Source organism: Pseudomonas sp. NFPP24 (assembly GCF_900112095.1).
GTDB classification, from domain to species: domain Bacteria; phylum Pseudomonadota; class Gammaproteobacteria; order Pseudomonadales; family Pseudomonadaceae; genus Aquipseudomonas; species Aquipseudomonas extremorientalis.
Genome location: NZ_FOKD01000011.1, coordinates 102285 through 128408 on the forward strand (window position 1 = coordinate 102285; position 26124 = coordinate 128408).

The window sequence follows — 26124 nt, forward strand, 5'->3', positions numbered from 1 at the left end:
CCGCAAACCCTCGCTACACTCGATCTAAGACTAAGGTCGTCTGGAACCTCTACGGCAGCCGCATACAGTGGATACGTTCCAATAATAAAAAAGCTGTGCTGCGAGGATAAAAACAATGAACGACAGCATTTACCTCTCGATTCAAAACAGCCCGCGTTTCAAGGAGCTGGTGAGAAAAAGGGAAAGGTTCGCCTGGATTCTCTCGGCGATCATGCTAGGGCTTTACTCCGCTTTCATCCTGTTGATCGCCTACGGGCCACAAGTGCTGGGGGCCAAGCTCAGCCCTGGTTCGTCGATTACCTGGGGCATTCCCCTGGGCGTCGGGCTGATTGTGTCCGCCTTCATCCTGACCGGCATCTACGTGCGCCGGGCCAATGGCGAGTTTGACGACCTGAACAATGCGATTCTCAAGGAGGCTGCGCAATGATCCGTCGTCTACTGGCAATATTCGGCGCTTCGCTCTTTGCTCCGGCCGTCTGGGCGGCAGACGCATTGACCGGTGAAGTGCACAAGCAACCCCTGAACATATCGGCCATCGTGATGTTTATCGCGTTTGTCGGTGCGACCCTGTGCATCACCTACTGGGCTTCCAAGCGCAACAAATCGGCAGCCGACTACTACGCGGCCGGCGGCAAGATCACCGGTTTCCAGAACGGCCTGGCCATTGCCGGCGACTACATGTCGGCGGCGTCCTTCCTGGGGATTTCCGCACTGGTCTACACCTCCGGCTATGACGGTCTGATCTACTCGATCGGCTTCCTGGTGGGCTGGCCGATCATTCTGTTCCTGATCGCCGAGCGCCTGCGTAACCTGGGCAAGTACACCTTTGCCGACGTGGCGTCCTATCGCCTGGGCCAGACCCAGATCCGCAGCCTCTCGGCCTGTGGCTCGCTGGTGGTGGTGGCGTTCTACCTGATCGCGCAGATGGTGGGCGCGGGCAAGTTGATCCAGCTGCTGTTCGGCTTGGACTATCATGTAGCGGTGATCCTGGTGGGGATCCTGATGTGCATGTACGTGCTGTTCGGCGGCATGCTGGCGACCACCTGGGTGCAGATCATCAAGGCGGTGCTGTTGCTGTCCGGTGCCTCGTTCATGGCGCTGATGGTGATGAAGCACGTCAACTTCGACTTCAATATGTTGTTCTCCGAGGCGATCAAGGTTCACCCTAAAGGTGAAGCGATCATGAGCCCTGGCGGCCTGGTGAAAGACCCGATCTCGGCATTCTCCCTGGGCCTGGCACTGATGTTCGGTACCGCCGGCCTGCCGCACATCCTGATGCGTTTCTTCACCGTGAGCGACGCCAAGGAAGCGCGCAAGAGCGTGCTGTATGCAACTGGCTTTATCGGCTACTTCTACATCCTGACCTTCATCATCGGTTTCGGCGCGATCCTGCTGGTGAGCACCAACCCGGCGTTCAAGGATGCGGCTGGTGCCTTGCTTGGCGGCAACAACATGGCGGCGGTGCACCTGGCCAACGCGGTGGGCGGCAGTATCTTCCTGGGCTTCATCTCGGCCGTGGCCTTTGCCACCATCCTTGCGGTGGTTGCAGGCCTGACCCTGGCTGGTGCGTCGGCGGTGTCCCATGACCTGTACGCCAGTGTGATCAAGAAAGGCAAGGCCAACGACAAGGATGAGATTCGCGTCTCGAAGATCACCACCATCGCGTTGGGCGTATTGGCGATCGGCCTGGGTATCCTGTTCGAAAGCCAGAACATCGCGTTCATGGTCGGCCTGGCGTTCTCCATTGCCGCCAGCTGTAACTTCCCGGTGTTGCTGCTTTCCATGTACTGGAAAAACCTCACCACCCGTGGCGCGATGATCGGCGGCTGGCTGGGCCTGGTCAGTGCGGTTGGTCTGATGATCCTTGGCCCGACCATCTGGGTCTCGATCCTGCACCACGAAAAAGCCATCTTCCCTTACGAATACCCGGCGCTGTTCTCGATGATCATTGCGTTCGTCGGCATCTGGTTCTTCTCCATCACCGACAAGTCGGCGGCGGCAGAGAAAGAGCGTGCGCTGTACTTCCCGCAGTTTGTGCGTTCGCAGACTGGCCTGGGGGCGAGTGGGGCGGTGAATCACTAAGGTTGTAGCCCGATAAGGAAATGCCCCGGTCGAAAGGCCGGGGCATTTTTTTACCTGGTGTTCTGCGTTATGGGTACCCGCGTCATCGGCGGGGGGGGGAGCCCCCTCCCACATTTGACTGTATTCACAAATAGACATGTGTAAACCGAGCCCAGTGTGGGAGGGGGCTTGCCCCCGATAGCGGTCGCCCAGTCGGCACAAACAAAAACGGCCTCCACTAGGGGAGGCCGTCTTCGGTGCAACTCAGCGATGCTTACTTGCGATCTTCCAACTGGGTGATGTCACGCGACTTGTAGCCCCTGTACAGCTGGCGCGGACGGCCAATCTTGTACGGGCTGGAGAGCATTTCTTTCCAGTGGGAGATCCAGCCCACGGTCCGCGCCAGGGCGAAGATCACGGTGAACATGCTGGTTGGAATGCCGATCGCCTTGAGGATGATCCCCGAGTAGAAGTCGACGTTCGGGTACAGCGAGCGTTCGATGAAGTACGGGTCGGTCAGGGCGATCTCTTCCAGGCGTATGGCCAGTTCGAGTTGCGGGTCGTTCTTGATGCCCAGTTCCTTCAACACTTCGTCGCAGGTCTGCTTCATCACGGTGGCGCGCGGGTCGCGGTTCTTGTAGACCCGGTGACCGAAGCCCATCAGCTTGTACGGATCGTTCTTGTCCTTGGCTTTTGCGATGAACTTGTCGATGTTGGACACATCGCCGATTTCATCGAGCATGGTCAATACCGCTTCGTTCGCACCGCCGTGGGCAGGGCCCCACAGTGCGGCGATACCGGCGGCGATACAGGCGAACGGGTTGGCACCCGAAGAACCGGCCAGGCGTACGGTGGAGGTAGAGGCGTTCTGCTCGTGGTCGGCGTGGAGGATGAAGATCCGGTCCATGGCCTTGGCCAGCGTCGGGCTGATCGGTTTGATCTCGCACGGCGTGTTGAACATCATGTGCAGGAAGTTTTCCGCGTACGTCAGGTCGTTGCGCGGATACATCATGGGTTGGCCCATGGAGTACTTGTAGACCATGGCGGCTAGGGTCGGCATCTTGGCAACCAGGCGGATCGCGGAGATTTCGCGATGCTGCGGGTTATTGATGTCGAGGGAGTCGTGATAGAAGGCCGACAGGGCGCCGACCACACCGCACATGACGGCCATCGGGTGGGCGTCGCGACGGAAGCCGTTGAAGAAGGTCTTCAACTGCTCGTGAACCATGGTGTGGTTCTTCACGGTGCTGACGAACTGGGCTTTCTGCTCGGCTGTTGGCAGTTCGCCATTTAGCAGCAGGTAGCAGGTTTCCAGGTAGTCCGATTTCTCGGCCAGTTGCTCGATCGGGTAGCCGCGGTGCAGCAAAATGCCATTGTCGCCATCGATATAGGTGATCTTCGACTCGCAAGAGGCGGTCGACATGAAGCCTGGGTCGAATGTGAAACGGCCCGTGGCCGTCAGGTTCCGTACGTCGATAACATCGGGACCAACGGTGCCGGTTAAAATGGGCAGCTCGACGGGGGCTGCGCCCTCGATGATCAACTGCGCTTTTTTGTCAGCCATGTGGCCTCCTATTTATGCTTCAAATCATCAGACAGACCCCCCACGCAGGGCCCGCACCACTATATTGATATAAATCCAGATGTCAATTTGCCTAAAGTCTTGCACCAGAAGGCTTTAACCGTACTTTTTCCTCGAAATTGCCTGCCATTTACGCCTTTTATTCCCCCAGCGCAATCCGCTATTAGGGTGAGGAGTGCGCGTTGTCATTAGTAACCTAACTGTCTATACTCGGCCACCGACCGCCAAGGGCTTTTGGGCTTGCTTTCATTGGGGGTCGCACTCCCTGGGTGGTGCTTACCTGACCAGTCGCACTCCCCAACAACTTTGCCCTGATTGTTAGGGGCTCTTCAGTGTGAAAAAAAGCCGTGAATAGCCAACGACCTGTAAACCTAGACCTAAGGACCATCAAACTCCCCATCACCGGCGTTACGTCGTTCCTGCACCGTGTTTCCGGCATCATCCTGTTCCTGGGCTTGGGCATCATGCTTTATGCATTGAGCAAATCCCTGGGTTCCGAGGAAGGATACGCCGAGGTGAAGGCATGCTTGACCAGCCCGCTGGCCAAGTTCGTAGCATGGGGCCTCCTGTCCGCTCTGCTGTATCACCTGGTAGCCGGTGTGCGCCACTTGATCATGGACATGGGCATCGGTGAGACGCTGGAAGGCGGCCGCCTGGGCTCGAAAATCATCATCGCCATTTCCGTGGTGCTGATCGTTCTGGCAGGAGTTTGGATATGGTAACCAGCGTTACGAATCTGTCGCGTTCGGGCCTCTATGACTGGATGGCACAGCGTGTGTCTGCGGTCGTTCTCGCGGCTTATTTCATTTTCCTGATCGGATACCTCGTCGCAAATCCGGGCATTGGCTATGAGCAATGGCACGGCCTGTTTTCCCACAATGCGATGCGAATCTTCAGTCTGCTGGCCCTTGTTGCCCTGGGCGCACACGCCTGGGTAGGCATGTGGACCATCGCGACCGACTACCTGACGCCGATGGCGCTGGGCAAGTCCGCGACTGCAGTACGTTTCCTCTTCCAGGCAGTCTGCGGCGTCGCGATGTTCGCTTACTTCGTCTGGGGTGTGCAGATTCTTTGGGGTATCTGATTCATGGCTAACATTCCAACTATTTCATTCGACGCCATCATTATTGGTGGCGGCGGCGCTGGCATGCGCGCTGCGCTGCAGCTGGCCCAGGGCGGTCACAAGACTGCCGTGATCACCAAGGTGTTCCCGACCCGTTCCCACACTGTATCGGCCCAGGGTGGCATCACCTGCGCCATCGCCTCCGCCGACCCGAACGATGACTGGCGCTGGCACATGTACGATACCGTCAAGGGTTCCGACTACATCGGTGACCAGGACGCGATCGAATACATGTGTCAGGAAGGCCCGGCTGCAGTGTTCGAGCTGGACCACATGGGTCTGCCGTTCTCCCGTACCGAGCAAGGCCGTATCTACCAGCGTCCGTTCGGCGGCCAGTCGAAGGATTACGGCAAAGGCGGGCAGGCTGCCCGTACCTGCGCCGCGTCCGACCGTACCGGTCACGCGCTGCTGCACACCCTTTACCAGGGCAACCTGAAAGCCGGTACCACGTTCCTGAACGAGTACTACGCCGTTGATCTGGTCAAGAACGCACAAGGCGAGTTCGTCGGTGTGATCGCGATCTGCATCGAAACCGGTGAAACCACCTACATCCGCGCCAAGGCTACCGTGCTGGCGACCGGCGGTGCAGGTCGTATCTACGCGTCCACCACCAATGCCCTGATCAACACCGGTGACGGCGTCGGCATGGCACTGCGTGCGGGCGTGCCGGTACAAGACATCGAAATGTGGCAGTTCCACCCGACCGGTATCGCCGGCGCCGGCGTACTGGTGACCGAAGGTTGCCGTGGTGAAGGTGGCTACCTGATCAACAAGCACGGCGAGCGTTTCATGGAGCGTTATGCGCCGAACGCGAAAGACCTTGCTGGTCGTGACGTTGTGGCCCGTTCGATGGTTAAAGAGATCATCGCCGGCAACGGCTGTGGCCCGAATGGCGACCACGTACTGCTGAAACTCGATCACCTGGGCGAAGAAGTACTGCACAGCCGCCTGCCAGGTATCTGCGAGCTGTCCAAGACCTTTGCTCACGTTGACCCGGTGGTTGCTCCGGTTCCGGTTGTCCCGACTTGCCACTATATGATGGGCGGCGTGCCGACCAACATCCATGGCCAGGCGATCACCCAGAATGCCGAAGGCGAGGACGAGATCATCCACGGTCTGTTCGCCGTAGGCGAAGTGGCGTGCGTATCGGTTCACGGTGCCAACCGCCTGGGTGGCAACTCGCTGCTCGACCTGGTGGTCTTCGGCCGTGCTGCCGGCCTGCACCTGGAAAAAGCGCTGACCGACGGCATCGAATACGATGACGCGACCGACGCCAACATCGAGGCTGCCCTGGCACGCCTGAACGCTCTGAACGAGCGTACCGATGGCGAAGACGTGGCAACCCTGCGTCGCGAGCTGCAAAGCTGCATGCAGAACTACTTCGGTGTGTTCCGTACCGGCGAATACATGCAGAAGGGTATTGCCCAACTGGCCGATCTGCGCAAGCGCATCGCCAACGTCAAGATCAACGATAAGAGCCAGGCGTTCAACACTGCTCGTATCGAAGCCCTTGAACTGCAGAACCTGCTGGAAGTGGCCGAAGCGACTGCCATCGCTGCCGAGGTTCGCAAGGAATCCCGTGGTGCCCACGCCCGTGAAGACTTTGAAGATCGCGACGACGAAAACTGGTTGTGCCACACCCTGTACTTCCCGGGTGACAAGCGCGTAACCAAGCGTGCCGTGAACTTCTCGCCGAAGACGGTTCCGACGTTTGAACCGAAGATTCGGACTTACTAAGGGTGGCTGCCATGTTGAAAGTCAGTGTTTATCGCTACAACCCTGATCAGGACGCTGCGCCGTTCATGCAGGAATTCCAGGTCGATACCGGTGGTAAAGACCTGATGGTGCTGGATGTACTGGCACTGATCAAAGAGCAGGACGAAGGTTTCTCCTATCGTCGCTCTTGCCGTGAAGGTGTATGCGGTTCCGACGGCATGAACATCAACGGCAAAAACGGCCTGGCGTGTATCACGCCGCTGTCCGCCGTGGTCAAAGGCAACAAGCTGATCGTTCGTCCTCTGCCAGGTTTGCCGGTTATCCGTGACCTGGTCGTTGATATGAGCATCTTCTACAAGCAATACGAGAAAGTTAAGCCGTTCCTGCAGAACGACACGCCGGCTCCGGCCATCGAGCGTCTGCAGTCCCCGGAAGAGCGCGAGAAGCTCGACGGTCTGTACGAGTGCATCCTGTGCGCTTGCTGCTCGACGTCGTGCCCGTCCTTCTGGTGGAACCCGGACAAGTTCCTGGGCCCAGCTGCCCTGCTGCAAGCGTACCGCTTCCTGGCAGACAGCCGTGACACCAAGACGTCCGAGCGTCTGGCTTCGCTGGATGACCCGTTCAGCGTATTCCGCTGCCGCGGGATCATGAACTGCGTCAACGTATGTCCCAAAGGCCTGAACCCGACTAAGGCCATTGGTCACATCCGTAACATGCTGCTGCAGAGCGGCGTGTAACTGACGTTGTAGTAAAAGCAGGACCGTTGTGCCCGTAAATGCTACGGCGCAGGCTTCAACCGGCGCCGTAGTTTTAACTTGAGCAGCGACTTACAAAGCCGCGGCTCTTATTTTGAAGAAATGAGACAAGCAGGGGCATTCGGGTTGGTACCCGAACTATCAGCGTGATCCTAAGTGGCTTGTTTTGGTCGCTGCACTTGGCCTTTTGCAAGCAAACTCGGTGTTTTCGCCGGTGGTGTCCCCAAATCGAGGGTGACCAAGCATGCAAGAAAGCGTGATGCAGCGCATGTGGAACAGCGGCTATCTTTCAGGTGGTAACGCTGCCTATGTGGAAGAGCTTTATGAGCTCTACCTGCACGACCCTAACGCTGTGCCAGAAGAATGGCGCACCAAATTTCAGACGTTGTCTTCAGACGGCAACGCTGCCACCGATGTATCGCACGCAACAATTCGCGATCAGTTTGTGCTGCTGGCAAAGAACCAGCGCCGCGCCCAACCGGTTTCCGCCGGCAGCGTGAGCAGTGAGCACGAGAAGAAGCAAGTTGAAGTATTGCGACTGATCCAGGCCTACCGGATGCGCGGCCACCAGGCGGCCCAGCTTGACCCGCTGGGGCTCTGGCAGCGTCCTGCACCTGCAGACCTGTCGATCAATCATTACGGCTTGACCAATGCCGATCTTGATACGACCTTCCGTGCCGGCGACCTGTTCATCGGCAAAGAGGAAGCGAGCCTACGCGAAATTCACGAAGCGTTGCAGCAGACATATTGCCGCACCATCGGCGCTGAGTTCACGCACATCACCGATTCCGAGCAACGCCAATGGTTCCAGCATCGCCTGGAAGGTGTGCGTGGCCGTCCGGTGCTGTCCGCCGATGTACGCAGCCACCTGCTCGAGCGCGTCACCGCTGCCGAAGGCCTGGAAAAATACCTGGGTACCAAATACCCGGGCACCAAGCGTTTCGGCCTGGAAGGCGGCGAAAGCCTGATCCCGATGCTCGACGAGCTGATCCAGCGTTCCGGTTCCTACGGCACCAAGGAAATCGTGATCGGCATGGCCCACCGTGGTCGCCTGAACGTGTTGGTCAACACCTTCGGCAAGAACCCGCGTGAGCTGTTCGACGAGTTCGAAGGCAAGAAGAAGGTCGAGCTGGGCTCCGGTGACGTTAAATACCACCAAGGGTTCTCGTCCAACGTGATGACCACCGGCGGTGAAGTTCACCTGGCCATGGCCTTCAACCCATCCCACCTGGAAATCGTTTCTCCAGTGGTCGAGGGGTCGGTGCGTGCCCGCCAGGATCGTCGCAACGACACCACGGGTGAAAAGGTCCTGCCGATTTCCATCCACGGTGACGCGGCATTCGCCGGTCAAGGCGTGGTCCTGGAAACCTTCCAGATGTCGCAGACCCGCGGCTTCAAGACCGGCGGTACCGTTCACATCGTCATCAACAACCAGGTTGGCTTTACCATCAGCAACCCGCTGGATGCGCGCTCCACCGAGTACGCCACCGACGTTGCCAAGATGATCCAGGCGCCGATCCTCCATGTGAATGGGGATGATCCGGAAGCCGTGCTGTTCGTGACCCAACTGGCTGTCGACTACCGCATGCAGTTCAAGCGTGACGTGGTGATCGACCTGGTTTGCTACCGCCGTCGCGGTCACAACGAAGCCGACGAACCAAGCGGCACCCAGCCGCTGATGTACCAGCAGATCACCAAGCAGCGCACCACTCGTGAACTGTACGCCGAGAGCCTGACCAAGGCCGGTGTGGTTGACGATGCGCGTGTTCAGGCGAAAGTCGACGAATACCGCAACGCGCTGGACAACGGCCTGCATGTAGTGAAGAGCCTGGTCAAAGAGCCGAACAAAGAGCTGTTCGTTGACTGGCGTCCATACCTGGGCCACGCCTGGACGGCGCGTCACGACACCTCGTTCGACCTGAAGACCTTGCAGGAACTGTCCGCCAAGCTGCTGGAAATCCCGGAAGGCTTCGTGGTGCAGCGCCAGGTTGCGAAGATCTACGAAGACCGTCAGAAGATGCAAGCCGGCGGCCTGCCGATCAACTGGGGTTACGCCGAAACCATGGCGTACGCGACCCTGGCGTTCGAAGGTCACCCGATCCGCATGACCGGCCAGGACATCGGCCGTGGTACGTTCTCGCACCGTCACGCGGTCCTGCACAACCAGAAAGACGCCAGTACCTACGTTCCGTTGAAGCACCTGTACGAAGGCCAGCCACGTTTCGACCTGTACGACTCGTTCCTGTCCGAAGAAGCCGTGCTGGCGTTCGAATACGGTTACTCGACCACCACGCCGAACGCGCTGGTGATCTGGGAAGCCCAGTTCGGTGACTTCGCCAACGGTGCCCAAGTGGTTATCGACCAGTTCATCACCAGCGGCGAGCACAAGTGGGGTCGCCTGTGCGGTCTGACCATGCTGCTGCCACACGGTTATGAAGGCCAGGGTCCTGAGCACTCCTCGGCCCGTCTGGAGCGTTACCTGCAGCTGTGCGCCGAGCACAACATCCAGGTGTGCGTGCCGACGACCCCGGCCCAGATCTACCACTTGCTGCGGCGCCAGGTGATCCGCCCGCTGCGCAAGCCGCTGGTAGTACTGACACCGAAGTCGCTGCTGCGTCATAAACTGGCCATCTCGACCCTGGAAGATCTGGCGGATGGTTCGTTCCAGACCGTTATTCCAGAAATCGACGCGCTGGATGCGGCCAAGGTGACTCGCCTGGTCCTGTGCAGCGGCAAGGTCTACTACGACCTGCTGGAAAAACGTCGTGCCGAAGGCCGCGAAGACATCGCCATCGTGCGTATCGAGCAGCTTTACCCGTTCCCGGAAGACGACCTGATGGAGGCCATCGCGCCTTACACCAACCTCACTAACGTAGTGTGGTGCCAGGAAGAACCGATGAACCAGGGCGCGTGGTACAGCAGCCAGCATCACCTGCGTCGCAGCATCGGCAACCACAACAAGGCCCTGGGCCTGGAATATGCCGGTCGTGATGCTTCCGCTGCACCTGCGTGTGGTTATGCGTCGATGCACGCCGAGCAGCAGGAAAAACTGCTGCAAGATGCTTTCACTGTTTAACGCCTTCGCGCTGACTGAAACCGAATTTTAAGGACCCACAGATAATGGCTATCGAAATCAAAGCCCCGTCATTCCCGGAATCGGTTGCCGATGGCACCGTTGCCACCTGGCACAAGAAACCAGGCGACGCTGTAAAGCGTGACGACCTGATCGTCGACATCGAGACCGACAAAGTCGTGCTGGAAGTGTTGGCCGAAGCTGACGGCGTGCTGGGCGCAATCGTTGCCGAAGAAGGCGCTACCGTTCTGTCGAACCAGGTGCTGGGCTCGATCGAAGAGGGCAGTGCTGCTGCCGCTGCGCCTGCTGCTGCACCGGCCACCGCCGCTGCTGCTCCTGCTACCGCTCCGGCTGCTGGCGCTGAAGACCCGATCGCTGCACCGGCTGCCCGTCAGCTGGCTGAAGAGAACGGCATCAATCTGGCTTCCGTCAAAGGCACCGGCAAAGACGGCCGTGTGACCAAGGAAGACGTGGTTGCGGCTGTTGAAGCCAAGAAAAACGCTCCGGCTGCCGCACCTGCCAAGGCTGCTGCGCCGGCTGCCGCTGCGCCTGTGTTCGCTGCCGGCGACCGCACCGAGAAGCGCGTACCGATGACCCGCGTACGTGCCACCGTGGCCAAGCGTCTGGTTGAAGCCCAGTCGAACATGGCGATGCTGACCACCTTCAACGAAGTCGACATGACCGAAGTCATGGCGCTGCGCTCGAAGTACAAGGATCTGTTCGAGAAGTCCCACAATGGCGTGCGCCTGGGCTTCATGTCGTTCTTCGTGAAAGCGGCCACCGAAGCGCTGAAACGCTTCCCGGCAGTCAACGCTTCCATCGACGGCAACGACATCGTTTACCATGGCTATGCAGACATCGGCGTTGCCGTGTCCAGCGACCGTGGCCTGGTGGTTCCGGTACTGCGTAACGCCGAACTGATGAGCCTGGCTGAAATCGAAGGCGGCATCGCCACCTTCGGCAAGAAAGCCCGTGACGGCAAGCTGACCATCGACGAGATGACCGGCGGTACCTTCACCATCACCAACGGTGGTACCTTCGGTTCGATGATGTCGACCCCGATCGTCAACCCGCCGCAAGCCGCGATCCTGGGCATGCACAACATCATCCAGCGTCCGATGGCCATCAACGGCCAGGTCGTGATCCGCCCGATGATGTACCTGGCGCTGTCGTACGATCACCGCCTGATCGACGGTAAAGAAGCCGTGACTTTCCTGGTGACCATCAAGAACCTGCTGGAAGACCCGGCTCGTCTGTTGCTGGATATCTGATTGAAGCAGCTGCAAGTTGCGAGCTACAAGCTGTAAGAAAAAGCAGCTTGGCTTGCAGCTTGCGGCTAAAAGCTTGTCGCAAATAGAGGATCTATTTTCATGACACAGAAATTTGACGTCGTAGTGATTGGTGCAGGTCCTGGCGGCTACGTTGCCGCGATCAAGGCTGCACAACTGGGCCTCTCGACTGCTTGCATCGAAAAATACACCGACAAGGAAGGCAAGCTGGCGCTGGGCGGTACTTGCCTGAACGTCGGTTGCATTCCTTCCAAGGCGCTGCTGGACAGCTCCTGGAAATTCCACGAAGCCCAGGATGGCTTCGCGATCCACGGCATCAACCATGCTGGCGTGACCATGGACGTGCCAGCGATGGTCAGCCGTAAAGCCAACATCGTCAAGGGCCTGACTTCCGGCGTTGCCACCTTGTTCAAGGCCAACGGCGTCACTTCCCTGCAAGGCCACGGCAAGCTGCTGGCTGGCAAGAAAGTTGAAATCACCAAGCCAGACGGCTCGACCGAAATCATCGAAGCCGAGAACGTGATCCTGGCTCCAGGTTCGCGTCCAATCGACATTCCGCCTGCTCCAGTCGACAACAACGTGATCGTTGATTCGACCGGCGCCCTGGAATTCCAGGCTGTGCCTAAGCGCCTGGGCGTGATCGGCGCCGGCGTGATCGGCCTGGAGCTGGGTTCGGTGTGGTCCCGCCTCGGTGCTGAAGTGACCGTGCTGGAAGCCCTGGACACGTTCCTGCTGGCTGCCGACACCGCCGTTTCCAAGGAAGCGCTGAAAACCCTGACCAAACAAGGTCTGGACATCAAGCTGGGCGCTCGCGTCACCGGCTCGAAAGTCAACGGCGAAGAAGTTGTCGTCAACTACACCGACAAGGATGGCGAAAAAACCATCACTTTCGACAAGCTGATCGTAGCCGTGGGTCGCCGTCCAGTGACCACCGACCTGCTGGCTGCCGACAGTGGCGTGAACATCGACGAGCGTGGTTTCATCCATGTTGACGATCACTGCGCGACCACCGTGCCGGGCGTCTACGCCATCGGCGACGTGGTTCGCGGCATGATGCTGGCGCACAAGGCTTCCGAAGAAGGCATCATGGTTGTCGAGCGCATCAAGGGTCACAAAACCCAGATGAACTACGACCTGATCCCATCGGTTATCTACACCCACCCGGAAATTGCATGGGTCGGCAAGAACGAACAGCAGTTGAAAGCTGAAGGCGTTGAAGTTAACGTCGGCACCTTCCCGTTTGCCGCTTCTGGCCGTGCCATGGCAGCCAACGACACCGGTGGTTTTGTCAAAGTCATCGCTGATGCCAAGACTGACCGCGTATTGGGCGTCCACGTGATTGGCCCGAGCGCTGCAGAACTGGTTCAGCAAGGCGCGATCGGTATGGAATTCGGCACCAGTGCCGAGGACCTGGGCATGATGGTCTTCTCCCATCCGACCCTGTCCGAAGCGTTGCACGAAGCAGCGTTGGCAGTGAATGGCGGCGCCATCCACATCGCCAACCGCAAGAAGCGCTAAGCGAGATAATAAGAAACCACGGCGGAGTTGCCCGTCGTGAGCCTTGCGCGCAAGACTCACCGCGGAATATCCGCTGGACGCAGCCTTGCGCAGCTTTACGGGCCTTGAGCCCCGCAAGTTGCGCAAGCAGCAGTCACAGGTGGCGCGGCACTCATAATGAGCGCAGCGCCGAATGCGCAGTACCTAACGAAGACGGTAAAAAGCATGAATCTTCACGAGTATCAGGGTAAGCAGCTGTTCGCTGAATACGGCCTGCCAGTTTCCAAGGGCTACGCAGTAGACACCCCGGAAGCAGCAGCAGAAGCTTGCGACAAAATCGGCGGCAGCGAGTGGGTTGTCAAAGCCCAGGTCCACGCCGGTGGTCGCGGTAAAGCGGGCGGCGTTAAGCTGGTTCGCAGCAAAGAAGACGCCAAGGCCTTCGCACAGCAGTGGCTGGGCAAGCGTCTGGTGACTTACCAGACTGATGCCAATGGCCAGCCAGTCACCAAGATCCTGGTTGAATCGTGCACTGATATCGCTAAAGAGCTGTACCTGGGCGCTGTCGTTGACCGTTCGAGCCGTCGCATCGTGTTCATGGCTTCCACCGAAGGTGGCGTGGACATCGAGAAGATCGCTCACGAAACCCCAGAAAAAATTCTGAAAGCCACCATCGACCCACTGGTTGGCGCTCAGCCATTCCAGGGTCGCGAGCTGGCTTTCCAGCTGGGCCTGGAAGGCAAGCAAGTTGCCCAGTTCGCCAAGATCTTCGTTGGTCTGGCCAAACTGTTCCAGGATCACGATCTGGCCCTGCTGGAAGTGAACCCGCTGGTGATCAAGGCTGACGGCGATCTGCACTGCCTGGACGCCAAGATCAACATCGACGCCAACGCCATGTACCGTCAGCCTAAGCTGAAGACTTTCCACGATCCGTCGCAAGACGATCCGCGCGAAGCGCACGCTGCCAAGTTCGAACTGAACTACGTAGCCCTGGAAGGCAACATCGGCTGCATGGTCAACGGTGCCGGCCTGGCCATGGGTACCATGGACATCGTCAACCTGCATGGCGGCAAACCAGCCAACTTCCTCGACGTGGGCGGTGGTGCTACCAAAGAACGCGTGACCGAAGCCTTCAAGATCATCCTGTCCGACTCCAACGTCGCAGCAGTACTGGTCAACATCTTCGGCGGCATCGTTCGTTGCGACATGATTGCCGAAGGCATCATCGGTGCAGTGAAAGAAGTCGGCGTTAAAATCCCGGTTGTTGTTCGCCTTGAAGGTAACAACGCTGAACTGGGCGCTAAAGTACTGGCAGAAAGCGGTTTGAACATCATCGCGGCTACCAGCCTGACCGACGCTGCTCAACAAGTTGTCAAAGCTGCGGAGGGCAAATAATGAGCGTCCTGATCAATAAAGACACCAAAGTTATCTGCCAGGGTATTACCGGTTCGCAAGGTAGTTTCCACACCCAGCAAGCCATCGAATACGGCACCAAGATGGTTGGCGGCGTAACTCCGGGCAAAGGCGGCACCGAGCACCTGGGCCTGCCAGTGTTCAACACCGTGAAAGACGCTGTAGCTGCCACTGGCGCCACCGCCAGCGTGATCTACGTTCCAGCACCTTTCTGCAAGGACTCCATCCTGGAAGCGGCATTCGGCGGCATCAAGCTGATCGTCTGCATCACCGAAGGCATTCCTACCCTGGACATGCTGGACGCTAAAGTTAAGTGCGACGAGCTGGGCGTAGTCCTGATCGGCCCTAACTGCCCAGGCGTGATCACTCCAGGCGAATGCAAGATCGGCATCATGCCAGGTCACATTCACTTGCCAGGCAAGGTCGGTATCGTTTCCCGTTCCGGCACCCTGACCTACGAAGCTGTGAAGCAGACCACTGACGCCGGTTTCGGTCAGTCGACTTGCGTCGGCATCGGCGGTGACCCGATCCCGGGCTCCAACTTCATCGACATCCTGAAGCTGTTCCAGGAAGACCCGAAGACCGAAGCGATCGTGATGATCGGTGAGATCGGCGGTTCGGCTGAAGAAGAAGCGGCTGCCTACATCAAGGCACACGTGACCAAGCCGGTTGTTTCCTACATCGCTGGTGTGACTGCCCCTGCGGGCAAGCGCATGGGCCATGCTGGCGCAATCATCTCTGGCGGCAAAGGCACTGCAGACGAGAAATTCGCTGCGCTGCAAGACGCCGGTGTAAAAACCGTGCGTTCGCTGGCAGACATCGGCAAGGCCCTGGCCGAGCTGACCGGTTGGGCTGTCAAGTAAGCCTCGCGCTTAGCTGACGCTTCACCACACAAAGGTCACCTTCGGGTGGCCTTTGTGCTTTCCGGGGTTTAATAAAGATCAAAATGTGGGAGGGGGCTTGCCCCCTCCCACATTTGCCTGTATTGCCAAATTAGGTATGAAAATGCGACATGCAGATGTCGCTTATCGGACAGTCCGCCCCGCAACAGTGCGTTCGTCAGCCAATTTCTGTAACCTAGCCGCCTCTTTATGCGTGCGCCTCCCAAAAGGAAGCCCCGCGCTAGACCGGTCGGCTCCCATAAGGGCCGGCAGTATTTCCCTCATCCACAGGGAATCCCTCTCTAAATTCCGATTCAGTAGTGTGGTATTTCCCGAAATGAAAGTGTTGAAAAGCCAGGACATCCTGGCGTTGGGCTTTATGACCTTTGCCCTGTTCGTGGGCGCCGGCAACATCATCTTCCCGCCTATCGTTGGACTGCAGTCGGGGCCTCACGTCTGGATGGCAGCGCTGGGCTTCCTGATCACCGCAGTCGGCTTGCCGGTGGTCACCGTGATCGCCCTGGCCAAGGTCGGTGGTGGCATGGACGCGTTGAGCAGCCCGATCGGCAAGATCGCCGGTGGCCTGCTCGCGGCGGCGGCGTATCTGGCGGTAGGGCCGCTGTTCGCCACCCCGCGTACCGCGACCGTGTCCTTCGAAGTGGGCCTGGCGCCGCTGACCGGTGAAAGCCCGCTGGCGCTGTTCCTCTATAGCTCGGTGTACTTCCTCGTGGTGTTCTTTGTCTCCCTGTACCCAGGTCGGCTGCTGGACACCGTGGGGCGTTTCCTGGCGCCGCTGAAGATCATCGCCCTGGCCATTCTCGGCATCGCCGCGTTTGCCTTGCCGGCCGGTGATGTGGGCGTCGCTACCCCGGAATATGTCGCCGCACCGTTTTCCCAAGGCTTTATCCAGGGTTACCTGACCATGGATACCCTGGGTGCCCTGGTGTTTGGCATCGTGATCGTCAATGCCATCCGCTCCCGTGGCGTCGAGTCGCCCAAGCTGATCACCCGTTACGCCATCATTGCGGGCTTGATTGCCGGCGTGGGCCTGGCCCTGGTGTACTTCAGCCTGTTCCGCCTGGGTTCGGGCAGCCATGCAGTGGCTGCCGGTGCCACTAACGGTGCTGCGGTGCTGCACGCCTATGTGCAACACACCTTCGGCTCCCTGGGCAGTGGCTTCCTGGCCGTGCTGATCTCCCTGGCGTGCCTGGTGACCGCGGTAGGCCTGACCTGTGCCTGCGCCGAGTATTTCAGCAAGATCCTGCCGCTGTCCTACAAGACCCTGGTGGTGATCCTGGCGCTGTTCTCGTTGTTCGTCTCGAACCTGGGCCTGACCAAGCTGATTGCCTTCTCGATCCCGGTGCTGACCGCGATCTATCCGCCGTGCATCGTGCTGGTGGCGCTGAGTTTCTGCAAAGACTTCTGGCAGGAGCAGGGCCGTATCGTTGGCCCGGTAATGCTGGTGTCGTTCATCTTTGGCTGCATCGATGCGCTCAAGGGCGCTGGCCTGGCGGGCTGGATGCCTTCGCAATTGGCCAACCTGCCATTGAGCGAGCAGGGCCTGGCGTGGCTGGTGCCGTCAGTGATGACACTGGTCGTGGCGTTCGGGGTCGATCGCATGCTCGGCAAGCGCAGCGAAGCTATCGCATAACCCACGTTTCTCGCTGTACTGAAATGCCCCGTATCAATCGATACGGGGCATTTTTTATGGGTGAACGGCAGTGTCTTTTTATGTGCGCTAACGTCGAACTGACGCAAATGCTTTTCAGCCCTCATTCTGCAAAGGACCCGCATGTCGTTCATCGAAACCAATCAGATCCACCTGCTTGCCGCCCTATGGTTCGCCCTTTGCTGGGGTGGCTATACCCGATACGCCATTTGGAAGGCCCGCGACACGGCCTGCCTCGCCAGCGTGCTGCACCTGTACCGCGAAGACTGGATGCGCCGCATGCTGCTGCGCGACAACCGCATCGCCGACGCCAGTGTGATCGGCAACCTGGAGCGCAATGCTTCGTTCTTCGCCTCCAGCACGTTGATCATCCTCGCCGGCATTCTCACGGTGTTGGGTGCTTCAGAGCGGGCGGTGTCGTTGCTGGCGGACATACCGATGGTGCAACAAGCGTCCCAAGGCATGTCGCAGATCAAGCTGCTGTGCCTGGCGCTGGTGTTCGTCTATGCGTTCTTTACGTTCAGTTGGTGCATGCGTCAGTACAACTTCGCGGCGGTACTGGTCGGCTCGGCGCCGATGATCGGCGAGCGGGAGGTGTCGGAGCAGGAGCGCAAGGCATTTGCTCTGCGTGCGGCGCGAGTCATCTCCATGGCAGCCAACCAGTTCAACTTTGGCCTGCGCTCTTATTACTTCGGCATGACCATGCTGGCGTGGTTTGTCAGCCCCTGGCTATTCATGTTGATGAGCGCCGGGGTGGTGTTGGTGCTGTATCGGCGGGAGTTTCATTCCGACGTGCTGCAAGTGATGGTGTTTACCCAGACGGATACACCGCCGTCGGAACCGGTTAAAGAAGCAGTTTGATCAACCCTTCAAGTAAAAACACCAGGCAAAGTAAAGCCCGCTATCTAAGCGGGCTTTCTTTTTGCAGCGAAGCTGTTACACGCCGCGGTCTCAAGAACCGGTAGCAGGTGCTGCTTCTTTTGCGGCGGCCTGGTTCGATTCAGCCTGAGCTTTGGCAGCTTCGGCGTTTTCTTTCGCAGCGTCGTTCACTTTATCCTGAGCCTTGGCCATATCTTTCTGAGCTTGCTCAGAATGGGCTGCAGCGTCTTGGGCTTTGTCTTCGGATTTCTTGTCGCAGGCAGCCAGACCGAGGGCAGCGGCCAGCATCATGGAAATAGCTAAAGTCTTGCGCATGGGTGTTTCTCCTTATTGAAGATATCTACTGGCCTTTCGAGCATGGCGCTTCGGCATTAGTTCCTTTTATTTGGTAGATATATAAATCGCTGACTAACAGGAACTTTTGTCCTGGCGGCCATTCTGCGGATCAACACTAATAAGAGTCTGGAACGAATGAGCGAAAATCCCCTGTTAGAGCGTGCGAAGCGCTTTGTATCGGCCTTGCGCCACTGTCAGGTGCTGGGCATTACCGCTCATCACGCCAGCGAGGAGGGCATCACGCTGATCATGCCTTATGCGCCCCATCTGGTCGGTGATCCCCAATCGGGGGTGATCCACGGCGGTGCGCTCACTTCCCTGATGGACACCGCCTGCGGCATGGCCACCCTGTGCGTATTGCCGGAATTCGAGGTTTGTCCGACCCTCGACCTGCGCGTCGACTACATGCATCCCGCTACCCCACACAAACCGGTGTACGGCTTCGCCCAATGCTACAGGGTGACCACCGACGTGATCTTCACCCGTGGCTTCGCCTACCAGGATGACCCGCAGCAACCCATCGCCCATGTGGTTGGTACATTCATGCGCATGGGCAAGCGCCTCAAGGGCACGCAAGGACTGGGCAGCACGATCAAGGGGGAGCAGGCATGACGCACCGATTCAAGACCCGCCTGGAGCAGGCCCACGGGCGCGGCGATTACGCAGCGCTGCTCAACCTGATCCCCTACGCCAGGCTGATTGGCATCGAATGCACCCGGCTGGGGGATGAGCTGCTGTTTCGCCTGCCGGCCAACAAGGACAATATTGGTAACCCCATATTGCCGGCGCTGCACGGCGGGGTGATCGCGGGTTTCATGGAACTGTCGGCGGCGCTGCACCTGCTGGTGTTCACGGGCGCGCCGGGCATTCCGAAAATCATCGATTTTTCCCTGGATTACCTGCGCGCCGGGCAATTTCGCGACACTTACGCCAAATGCCAGGTATGGCGCCAGGGCCGACGGGTGGCGAATGTGGCGATCACCGCCTGGCAGAGCACCGCGGCCGAGCCCATTGCCACGGCTCGCGCGCATTTCAAGATCGAGGAACCAGGTCGCCCTTGAAATCCTGCTCTTAGCCCCCAACTTTGATGACAACCCGCCGCCAACCCTCTAGGGCGCGGCCATTGCCATCCAATTGGAGTTTGATGACCATGAGTGTGGAAACTCAAAAGGAAACCCTGGGCTTCCAGACCGAGGTGAAGCAACTGCTGCACCTCATGATCCATTCGCTGTATTCCAACAAGGAAATCTTCCTTCGCGAATTGATCTCGAACGCCTCTGACGCTGTCGACAAATTACGTTTCGAAGCCCTGTCCAAGCCTGAGTTGCTGGAAGGTGGCGCCGAACTGAAGATCCGTGTGAGCTTCGACAAGGACGCCAAGACCGTCACGATCGAAGACAACGGTATCGGCATGAGCCGTGACGATGCGGTCGCCCACCTGGGCACCATCGCCAAATCTGGCACCGCCGATTTCATGAAGAACCTCTCGGGCGACCAGAAGAAAGATTCGCACCTGATCGGCCAATTCGGCGTGGGCTTCTACTCGGCCTTCATCGTTGCCGACAAGGTTGAAGTATTCAGCCGCCGTGCCGGCCTCGACGCCAGCGAAGGCGTGCACTGGTCCTCCAAAGGCGAGGGCGAGTTCGAAATCGCCACCGTCGACAAGGCTGACCGTGGCACCCGTATCGTGCTGCACCTGAAATCCGGTGAAGACGAATTCGCCGATGGCTGGCGCCTGCGCAATATCGTCAAGAAGTACTCCGACCATATCGCCCTGCCGATCGAATTGCCGAAAGAACAAGCGGCTGCTGAAGGCGAAGAGGTCCCTGCCCAGGAATGGGAAGTGGTCAACCGTGCCAGCGCGCTGTGGACCCGTCCGCGTACCGAGATCAAGGACGAGGAATACCAGGAGTTCTACAAGCACATCGGTCACGACTACGAAAACCCGCTGAGCTGGAGCCACAACAAGGTCGAAGGCAATCTGGAATACAGCTCGCTGCTGTACGTGCCGGCCCGTGCTCCGTTCGACCTGTACCAGCGTGAAGCGCCAAGAGGCCTGAAACTCTACGTGCAGCGTGTGTTCGTGATGGACCAGGCGGAATCGTTCCTGCCGCTGTACCTGCGCTTCATCAAGGGTGTGGTCGATTCCAACGACCTGTCGCTGAACGTGTCGCGGGAAATCCTGCAGAAAGACCCGATCATCGACTCGATGAAGTCGGCGCTGACCAAGCGCGTGCTCGACATGCTGGAAAAACTGGCGAAGAACGAGCCTGAGCAATACAAGGGCTTCTGGAAAAACTTCGGCCAGGTCATGAAAGAAGGCCCGGCGGAAGACTTTGCCAACAAGGAAAAAATCGCCGGCCTGCTGCGTTTTGCTTCCACCCAGGGCGACGACGGCGAGCAGGTTGTGTCCCTGGCCGAGTACCTGGCGCGCGCCAAGGAAGGTCAGGACAAGATCTACTACCTCACTGGCGAAACCTACGCCCAGGTCAAGAACAGCCCGCACCTGGAAGTCTTCCGCAAGAAAGGCATCGAAGTGCTGCTGCTGACCGACCGTATCGATGAGTGGCTGATGAGCTACCTCAACGAGTTCGACGGCAAGCCCTTTGTCGACGTGGCCCGTGGTAACCTGGACCTGGGTAGCCTGGACTCCGAGGAAGAGAAGAAAGAAGCCGAAGAAGTCGCCAAGTCCAAAGAGGGCCTGGTCGAGCGCATCAAGGCATCCTTGGGCGATGCCGTCAGCGAAGTGCGTGTCTCGCACCGCCTGACCGATTCCCCGGCGATCCTGGCCATCGGCGAGCAGGACCTGGGCATGCAGATGCGCCAGATCCTCGAAGCCAGCGGGCAGAAGGTTCCGGATTCCAAGCCGATCTTCGAATTCAACCCGGCTCATCCACTGATCGAGAAACTCGATGGCGAGCAGAGCGAAGAGCGTTTTGGCGACCTGTCGCACATCCTGTTCGACCAGGCGGCCCTGGCCGCTGGCGACAGCTTGAAAGACCCGGCTGCCTATGTGCGCCGCCTGAACAAGCTGTTGGTTGAACTGTCGGTTTGATCCTGATGTAGAAAAACCCGCTTCGGCGGGTTTTTTCGTTCTAACGCACCTCAACTGGAGTAAATGATGAGCCAAGTCACTGTACGTTCCGTGGTCTATCAGATTGATGGCCAGTCCTACGAAAGCCGCCTTGCGTTCGACGCCAATCATAAAGGCCCGCTGCCGGGGCTGTTGATGGCTCCGAATTGGATGGGGGTGAGTGCGGGTGCCGAAGAGATCGCCAAAAGCGTGGCCGGCAAGGGCTACGTGGTGCTGATTGCCGACCTGTACGGGCAGACCGTACGCCCGTCGAATGGCGATGAAGCCGGCGCAGCGATGATGCCGCTGAAGAACGACCGTGCGTTGTTGAACAAGCGTATGCAGGCGGCCTTCGAGCAGTTGCAGGGACAGACCGAGGCCGCTGTCGATACGTCGAAACTGGCGACCTTTGGTTTCTGCTTCGGTGGTTGCTGCTCCCTGGAGCTGGCGCGTACCGGTGCGCCGGTCAAGGCGGCCATCTCGTTCCACGGCACCCTCGACACGCCAAACCCGGCGGACGCAAAGAACATCAAGGGCTCAGTGCTGGTGCTGCACGGCGCTTGCGACCCGCTGGTGCCGAAGGAACAACTGCCGGCGTTCGAAGATGAAATGAACGCAGCCGGCGTGGATTGGCAACTGCTGAGCTATGGCGGCGCGGTGCATTCCTTCACCGACCCCCATGCCAATGTGCCGGGCAAGATGATGTACGACGCCAAGACCGCCAAGCGGGCGTTCCAGTCGATGCATAACTTGCTGGATGAAGTGTTCAAGGCCTGATTCTTCAGCGCCTGTCCGGGCCTAATCGGGGGCAAGCCCCCTCCCACACTTGGATGCAATCACTGATCAAATGTGGGAGGGGGCTTGCCCCCGATGGCTATCTCAATGGCAACTCAATTCTTTCAGACTCACCCGGCACCGTCGGCCAATCCCCGGCTGCCCAGCGCTGCCTGGCCTGTTCAATCACCGCCGGATCACTCGCGACAAAATTCCAATTGATCCGCCGTGGCCCATCCAGCGGCGCGCCACCAAACACCACCAAGTGGCAATCACTGTCCGCAAACAACGTCATCTCCTGCCCGGTCGGCAATACCACCAGGCTGTGCACTTCCAGCGCCACGCTGTCCAACTGAGCTTCACCCTCCAATACATACACCGCACGTTCTTCATGCTCTTCAGGCACCAGCAGGGTCGTAGCCGTCTGCATCCGCACCTCGGCATACAGGGTGGGCGACAGCACCGGCACCGGTGACTTGAGACAGAACCCATCCCCTGCGATCAGGCGTATCTGCACGCCCAGGTTCTCACTCACCGGCAGACTCGCCGCCGGGTGATGGCTGTAATGTCCCGGCCCGGTCTCGTGGTCTTTGGGCGAGGCCAGCCACACTTGCAGCCCGTGCAGGCTGAAACCCTCGGCCCTGAGGGCTTCGGGTGTGCGTTCGACATGAGCGATGGCACTGCCGGCGGTCATCCAGCTGACGTCGCCGGCCTGCACCACCTGGTCCGAGCCCAGGCTGTCCTTGTGCTGCAACGCGCCTTCGAACAGATAGGTGAGGGTGGACAGCCCGATATGCGGGTGTTGGCGGATATTCATGCCATCGCCCGGTGCATAGCGGGTCAGCAGCATGTGGTCGAAAAACACAAAAGGCCCGACGCTGCGGCATTCGCGCGACGGCAGCGGGCGCAGGATAGGTTGCCCTTCGACATCTTCGGGGCGAGGGCGGATCACGGTGAGGGTGGTCATGGTGCGTCCCAGTCTGAGCGGGTTGGATGCTGCTGAGCATAACCCGCTCGACGGGAGGTTGCCGCTATTGGCTGAAGGCGCCTTCCGACAGCTTGGTGTCGATGCTGATCTCGGCGGTGGTCATCAGCTTGTGCACCGGGCAGCGATCCGCTACGCGATGCAGCTCATCGCGTTGTTCGTCAGTGAGTACGCCCTTGAGCGTGAGCTTGACGTTGAGTCTGTATTTGCCCTTTTGTTCTTCGGTGGCGTCGTGGCTGACTTCCACAGTCACGCCGGTGAGCGGGATGTCTTTTTTCTGGGCGTAGAGCTTCACCGTCAGGGCTTTGCACGAGGCGAGGGCGGCGTCGAAGTAGTCATGGGGGGAGGGCGCCGAATCGTCACCGCCCAGGCTTTTGGGCAGGTCGGTGAACAACTCGTGGTTGTCGATATTGAGGCTATGGCGAAAGTTGTCCTGGTTCAGGGTGTTTACGGTAACAGGCATGGCAAACCTCACAGGGTGGCAGGATGAAGGTCATGCAGTTATAGAGCATGCTGGCACTTCGGTGTTCCTTGTTTTTGCCGGATGAACCCCGGCAAGGCGTTCAAGGTCTACCCGTATCAGCCCCTATCGAGGTGTTACCGTGCCCTGGACTCGCCTGACCCTTGCCCTGTTGTTCGCCGCCGGCAGCCTGGCCGCGCAGGCCCGCGACTATGCCTACAGCGATGCGCACCTGCATTACGTGGACTTCTTCCAGGAAACGGCGGGTATGGACAAGCTGCTCAAGGCGATGGCCGACAATCGCATCGATCACGTGATGATTTCTGGTATTCCCGTTGCGAAGAAATGGCACGAGGACGAACCCAAGCGACCGCGCTACTACGCCGGCGACGACGCGGATGCCTATTGGTACAGCGCCACCGATGTGATCGTGGCCGCAGCGGTCAACAAACTGCCCCCTGGGCAGCGCCAGAACTTTCATCCGTTCCTGTCCGGCTTCAACCCCAACGACAAGAACTCGGCCGCCCATATCCAACGTATGCTCGATCTCAATCCAGGACTGTGGCAGGGCATCGGCGAGGTTTTTACCCGACATGACGACCTCACGGCCATCACTGCTGGTGACACACCACGGGCCAATAACGAAGCCATGACCCGCATCTATCACCTGGCGGCGGAAAATGACTTGCCGGTGATGCTGCACTCCAACATCACCTCCAAGCGCGAGCGCAACCCGCTGTACCTGGCTGAGGTCGAAGAACCCCTGCGCAACCACCCGCACACCCGTTTTATCTGGGCCCATGCTGGCACCAGCAAGGAGATCCATCGTCACCAGGTACAGATGGACTTTTTGCTGCCCACCTTGAGCCGTATGCTGGAGGCGTACCCCAACCTTTACATCGATCTGTCCTGGAGCGTGCTCACGCCCTACTTGCTGGATGATGCAGGCCAGCCTCGCCCCGAGTGGGTAAAACTGGTGGAGCGCTTTCCCGAGCGCTTTATGCTCGGCTCGGACGTCGTAGGGCGCTTCAACAAGTTGGGTAAGCAAATGCGCAGCTTCGACCCGTTCCTCGATGCACTCTCCGAAGGGGTCGCCCGCAAAGTGGCCCGCGATAACTTCCTGGCGATCCTGCCTGAGTCGACTCGCGATGGTGCCGCTGATTGATATCGCGTTTTGCTCTTGCTTCGGTATAGGGCACAGGCAGTTGCAAGCCTTGAGCGACGAGCTGCAAGTGGTTCGAGTGCTCTTCTCTTGCGGCTATAGCTTGAAACCTATGGCTCTGAAAGCAAAAAGCCCCGAACCAGTCGGGGCTTTTTCATGCGGTCAAGCTACAGGTCTTACTGACCCTGCCAGCGTTTCAGCACCAGGGTGGCGTTGGTGCCACCGAAGCCGAAGCTGTTGCTCATCACGGTGTCGATTTTTGCATTCTCGACAGTCTTGGTCAGGATTGGCATATCCGCCACGACCGGATCAATCTCGTCGATGTTGGCTGAGCCGGCCATGAAGTTGCCTTCCATCATCAGCAGGCAGTAGATCGCTTCGTGAACGCCGGCGGCGCCCAGGGAGTGACCGGACAGGCTCTTGGTAGAGCTGATGGCCGGGGCCTTGTCGCCGAATACCGCACGCACGCCTTCCATTTCCTTGGCATCGCCGACCGGAGTCGAGGTGCCGTGGGTGTTCAGGTAGTCGATTGGGGTGTCCACGGTGGACATGGCCATCTGCATGCAACGGATGGCGCCTTCACCGCTTGGGGCAACCATGTCGTAACCGTCGGAGGTCGCGCCGTAGCCGACGATTTCCGCGTAGATCTTGGCGCCACGGGCCAGGGCGTGTTCCAGCTCCTCGACCACCACCATGCCGCCACCGCCGGCGATGACGAAACCGTCACGCTTGGCGTCGTAGGCGCGGGAGGCCTTTTCCGGGGTTTCGTTGTACTGGGTGGACAGTGCACCCATGGCGTCGAACAGGAACGACTGGCTCCAATGTTCTTCTTCACCGCCGCCGGCGAACACGATGTCCTGCTTGCCCAGCTGGATCTGCTCAACGGCAGTCCCGATGCAGTGAGCGCTGGTGGCGCACGCGGAGGAGATCGAGTAGTTCACGCCCTTGATCTGGAACGGCGTGGCCAGACAGGCCGAAACGGTGCTGCCCATGGTCCGTGTGACACGGTACGGGCCAACGCGCTTGACGCCTTTTTCGCGCAGGATGTCCAGCGCTTCCATCTGGTTGAGGGTCGATGCGCCGCCGGAGCCGGCGATCAGGCCGGTGCGTACGTTCGATACCTGGTCGTCGCTCAGGCCGGAGTCGGCGATCGCGTCTTTCATTGCCAGGTAGGCGTAGGCGGCAGCGTGGCCGACGAAGCGATAGATCTTGCGATCGATCAGTTCTTCGAGGGGCAGGTCGATGGAGCCGGAAACCTGGCTACGCAGACCCATTTCGGCATATTCCGGGTTGAAGCGGATGCCAGGGCGACTTGCACGCAGGTTAGCGGTGACGGTCTCTTTGTCATTGCCCAGGCAAGAAACAATGCCCAGACCAGTGATAACGACGCGGCGCATGC

At 59.1% G+C, this 26124-nt stretch carries 23 protein-coding genes; 18 read left to right on the plus strand and 5 right to left on the minus strand.

Going from position 1 to position 26124, the window contains the following annotated elements:
* Positions 1-115: 115 nt before the first annotated feature.
* Both BM026_RS22395 and BM026_RS22400 read left to right on the plus strand, forming a co-directional pair.
* Positions 116-427, plus strand: a complete 312-nt coding sequence (locus tag BM026_RS22395; RefSeq protein WP_016972153.1) for a DUF485 domain-containing protein — start codon at positions 116-118, stop codon at positions 425-427.
* Positions 424-2082, plus strand: coding sequence for a cation acetate symporter (locus tag BM026_RS22400; RefSeq protein WP_071489586.1), 1659 nt, complete (start codon positions 424-426; stop codon positions 2080-2082). The genes BM026_RS22395 and BM026_RS22400 overlap by 4 nt, the downstream gene beginning before the upstream one ends.
* A 253-nt stretch (positions 2083-2335) precedes the next feature.
* Here BM026_RS22400 and gltA read toward each other — a convergent pair whose 3' ends face one another.
* Positions 2336-3625 (minus strand): citrate synthase, encoded by a 1290-nt coding sequence (gene gltA / locus BM026_RS22405; protein WP_092247829.1) that lies wholly within the window; start codon positions 3623-3625, stop codon positions 2336-2338.
* A gap of 365 nt (positions 3626-3990) precedes the next feature.
* Here gltA and sdhC point away from each other — a divergent pair, with 365 nt between their 5' ends.
* From sdhC to BM026_RS22460, 11 genes are all read left to right on the plus strand, one after another.
* Positions 3991-4365 (plus strand): succinate dehydrogenase, cytochrome b556 subunit, encoded by a 375-nt coding sequence (gene sdhC, locus BM026_RS22410; protein ID WP_003172804.1) that lies wholly within the window; start codon positions 3991-3993, stop codon positions 4363-4365.
* Positions 4359-4727 (plus strand): succinate dehydrogenase, hydrophobic membrane anchor protein, encoded by a 369-nt coding sequence (gene sdhD, locus BM026_RS22415; protein WP_003172805.1) that lies wholly within the window; start codon positions 4359-4361, stop codon positions 4725-4727. Before sdhC ends, sdhD begins: the two co-directional genes overlap by 7 nt.
* Positions 4728-4730: 3 nt before the next feature.
* Positions 4731-6503 (plus strand): succinate dehydrogenase flavoprotein subunit, encoded by a 1773-nt coding sequence (gene sdhA, locus BM026_RS22420; protein ID WP_010211741.1) that lies wholly within the window; start codon positions 4731-4733, stop codon positions 6501-6503.
* 11 nt (positions 6504-6514) lie between these two features.
* Positions 6515-7219, plus strand: a complete 705-nt coding sequence (locus tag BM026_RS22425; RefSeq protein WP_003172807.1) for a succinate dehydrogenase iron-sulfur subunit — start codon at positions 6515-6517, stop codon at positions 7217-7219.
* A 262-nt stretch (positions 7220-7481) separates the two neighbouring features.
* Positions 7482-10313 carry a 2-oxoglutarate dehydrogenase E1 component gene (locus BM026_RS22430; protein WP_092247832.1) on the plus strand — a complete coding sequence of 944 codons (2832 nt, stop codon included), beginning with the start codon at positions 7482-7484 and terminating at the stop codon, positions 10311-10313.
* A 44-nt stretch (positions 10314-10357) separates the two neighbouring features.
* Complete coding sequence (gene odhB, locus BM026_RS22435; RefSeq protein ID WP_093530110.1) at positions 10358-11581, plus strand: 2-oxoglutarate dehydrogenase complex dihydrolipoyllysine-residue succinyltransferase; 1224 nt, start codon at positions 10358-10360, stop codon at positions 11579-11581.
* Positions 11582-11680: 99 nt separating this feature from the next.
* A complete protein-coding gene (gene lpdA / locus BM026_RS22440; protein WP_092247838.1) occupies positions 11681-13117 on the plus strand; it encodes a dihydrolipoyl dehydrogenase in 1437 nt (478 codons plus the stop codon).
* 204 nt (positions 13118-13321) lie between these two features.
* Complete coding sequence (sucC, locus tag BM026_RS22445) at positions 13322-14488, plus strand: ADP-forming succinate--CoA ligase subunit beta (RefSeq protein ID WP_003190011.1); 1167 nt, start codon at positions 13322-13324, stop codon at positions 14486-14488.
* On the plus strand, positions 14488-15369 hold the full coding sequence (gene sucD / locus BM026_RS22450) for a succinate--CoA ligase subunit alpha (RefSeq protein WP_003172813.1): 882 nt from the start codon (positions 14488-14490) through the stop codon (positions 15367-15369). The genes sucC and sucD overlap by 1 nt, the downstream gene beginning before the upstream one ends.
* A gap of 355 nt (positions 15370-15724) precedes the next feature.
* The gene (gene brnQ / locus BM026_RS22455; protein WP_092247841.1) at positions 15725-17038 is read left to right on the plus strand and encodes a branched-chain amino acid transport system II carrier protein; all 1314 of its coding nucleotides are present in this window, start codon (positions 15725-15727) and stop codon (positions 17036-17038) included.
* 141 nt (positions 17039-17179) lie between these two features.
* Positions 17180-17917, plus strand: coding sequence for a DUF599 domain-containing protein (locus BM026_RS22460; protein WP_092247844.1), 738 nt, complete (start codon positions 17180-17182; stop codon positions 17915-17917).
* A 90-nt stretch (positions 17918-18007) separates the two neighbouring features.
* Here BM026_RS22460 and BM026_RS22465 read toward each other — a convergent pair whose 3' ends face one another.
* Positions 18008-18250, minus strand: a complete 243-nt coding sequence (locus BM026_RS22465) for a hypothetical protein (RefSeq protein ID WP_058427885.1) — start codon at positions 18248-18250, stop codon at positions 18008-18010.
* Positions 18251-18406: 156 nt separating this feature from the next.
* Here BM026_RS22465 and BM026_RS22470 point away from each other — a divergent pair, with 156 nt between their 5' ends.
* The 4 genes from BM026_RS22470 to BM026_RS22485 all read left to right on the plus strand — a co-directional run bounded on the left by BM026_RS22470 (position 18407) and on the right by BM026_RS22485 (position 22121).
* Positions 18407-18883, plus strand: a complete 477-nt coding sequence (locus BM026_RS22470) for a PaaI family thioesterase (RefSeq protein WP_093530112.1) — start codon at positions 18407-18409, stop codon at positions 18881-18883.
* Positions 18880-19332, plus strand: coding sequence for a PaaI family thioesterase (locus tag BM026_RS22475; protein ID WP_071489578.1), 453 nt, complete (start codon positions 18880-18882; stop codon positions 19330-19332). Before BM026_RS22470 ends, BM026_RS22475 begins: the two co-directional genes overlap by 4 nt.
* An 89-nt stretch (positions 19333-19421) precedes the next feature.
* Entirely contained in the window at positions 19422-21326 is a 1905-nt protein-coding gene (gene htpG, locus BM026_RS22480; RefSeq protein ID WP_093530190.1) for a molecular chaperone HtpG, read from the plus strand.
* Positions 21327-21392: 66 nt separating this feature from the next.
* Complete coding sequence (locus BM026_RS22485; protein ID WP_093530114.1) at positions 21393-22121, plus strand: dienelactone hydrolase family protein; 729 nt, start codon at positions 21393-21395, stop codon at positions 22119-22121.
* Positions 22122-22218: 97 nt separating this feature from the next.
* Here BM026_RS22485 and BM026_RS22490 read toward each other — a convergent pair whose 3' ends face one another.
* Positions 22219-23085 carry a pirin family protein gene (locus BM026_RS22490; protein WP_093123133.1) on the minus strand — a complete coding sequence of 289 codons (867 nt, stop codon included), beginning with the start codon at positions 23083-23085 and terminating at the stop codon, positions 22219-22221.
* A 64-nt stretch (positions 23086-23149) separates the two neighbouring features.
* Entirely contained in the window at positions 23150-23566 is a 417-nt protein-coding gene (locus BM026_RS22495) for an OsmC family protein (protein WP_092247858.1), read from the minus strand.
* A gap of 139 nt (positions 23567-23705) precedes the next feature.
* Between BM026_RS22495 and BM026_RS22500 the strand changes: the two genes are divergently transcribed.
* Positions 23706-24728 carry an amidohydrolase family protein gene (locus BM026_RS22500; protein WP_093530116.1) on the plus strand — a complete coding sequence of 341 codons (1023 nt, stop codon included), beginning with the start codon at positions 23706-23708 and terminating at the stop codon, positions 24726-24728.
* A gap of 173 nt (positions 24729-24901) precedes the next feature.
* On the opposite strand, the gene fabB is transcribed toward BM026_RS22500, so the two are convergent.
* Positions 24902-26122, minus strand: coding sequence for a beta-ketoacyl-ACP synthase I (gene fabB, locus BM026_RS22505; protein ID WP_016974674.1), 1221 nt, complete (start codon positions 26120-26122; stop codon positions 24902-24904).
* Between the last annotated feature and the right edge of the window lie 2 nt (positions 26123-26124).

What these genes read in the sequence shown, in the direction of transcription:
- BM026_RS22395 (WP_016972153.1), top strand. Translation starts at nt 116, where the DNA reads ATGAACGACAGCATTTACCTCTCGATTCAAAACAGCCCGCGTTTCAAG.
- BM026_RS22400 (WP_071489586.1), top strand. Translation starts at nt 424, where the DNA reads ATGATCCGTCGTCTACTGGCAATATTCGGCGCTTCGCTCTTTGCTCCG.
- gltA (WP_092247829.1), bottom strand. Translation starts at nt 3,625, where the DNA reads ATGGCTGACAAAAAAGCGCAGTTGATCATCGAGGGCGCAGCCCCCGTC.
- sdhD (WP_003172805.1), top strand. Translation starts at nt 4,359, where the DNA reads ATGGTAACCAGCGTTACGAATCTGTCGCGTTCGGGCCTCTATGACTGG.
- sdhA (WP_010211741.1), top strand. Translation starts at nt 4,731, where the DNA reads ATGGCTAACATTCCAACTATTTCATTCGACGCCATCATTATTGGTGGC.
- BM026_RS22425 (WP_003172807.1), top strand. Translation starts at nt 6,515, where the DNA reads ATGTTGAAAGTCAGTGTTTATCGCTACAACCCTGATCAGGACGCTGCG.
- BM026_RS22430 (WP_092247832.1), top strand. Translation starts at nt 7,482, where the DNA reads ATGCAAGAAAGCGTGATGCAGCGCATGTGGAACAGCGGCTATCTTTCA.
- odhB (WP_093530110.1), top strand. Translation starts at nt 10,358, where the DNA reads ATGGCTATCGAAATCAAAGCCCCGTCATTCCCGGAATCGGTTGCCGAT.
- lpdA (WP_092247838.1), top strand. Translation starts at nt 11,681, where the DNA reads ATGACACAGAAATTTGACGTCGTAGTGATTGGTGCAGGTCCTGGCGGC.
- sucC (WP_003190011.1), top strand. Translation starts at nt 13,322, where the DNA reads ATGAATCTTCACGAGTATCAGGGTAAGCAGCTGTTCGCTGAATACGGC.
- sucD (WP_003172813.1), top strand. Translation starts at nt 14,488, where the DNA reads ATGAGCGTCCTGATCAATAAAGACACCAAAGTTATCTGCCAGGGTATT.
- brnQ (WP_092247841.1), top strand. Translation starts at nt 15,725, where the DNA reads ATGAAAGTGTTGAAAAGCCAGGACATCCTGGCGTTGGGCTTTATGACC.
- BM026_RS22460 (WP_092247844.1), top strand. Translation starts at nt 17,180, where the DNA reads ATGTCGTTCATCGAAACCAATCAGATCCACCTGCTTGCCGCCCTATGG.
- BM026_RS22465 (WP_058427885.1), bottom strand. Translation starts at nt 18,250, where the DNA reads ATGCGCAAGACTTTAGCTATTTCCATGATGCTGGCCGCTGCCCTCGGT.
- BM026_RS22470 (WP_093530112.1), top strand. Translation starts at nt 18,407, where the DNA reads ATGAGCGAAAATCCCCTGTTAGAGCGTGCGAAGCGCTTTGTATCGGCC.
- BM026_RS22475 (WP_071489578.1), top strand. Translation starts at nt 18,880, where the DNA reads ATGACGCACCGATTCAAGACCCGCCTGGAGCAGGCCCACGGGCGCGGC.
- htpG (WP_093530190.1), top strand. Translation starts at nt 19,422, where the DNA reads ATGAGTGTGGAAACTCAAAAGGAAACCCTGGGCTTCCAGACCGAGGTG.
- BM026_RS22485 (WP_093530114.1), top strand. Translation starts at nt 21,393, where the DNA reads ATGAGCCAAGTCACTGTACGTTCCGTGGTCTATCAGATTGATGGCCAG.
- BM026_RS22490 (WP_093123133.1), bottom strand. Translation starts at nt 23,085, where the DNA reads ATGACCACCCTCACCGTGATCCGCCCTCGCCCCGAAGATGTCGAAGGG.
- BM026_RS22495 (WP_092247858.1), bottom strand. Translation starts at nt 23,566, where the DNA reads ATGCCTGTTACCGTAAACACCCTGAACCAGGACAACTTTCGCCATAGC.
- fabB (WP_016974674.1), bottom strand. Translation starts at nt 26,122, where the DNA reads ATGCGCCGCGTCGTTATCACTGGTCTGGGCATTGTTTCTTGCCTGGGC.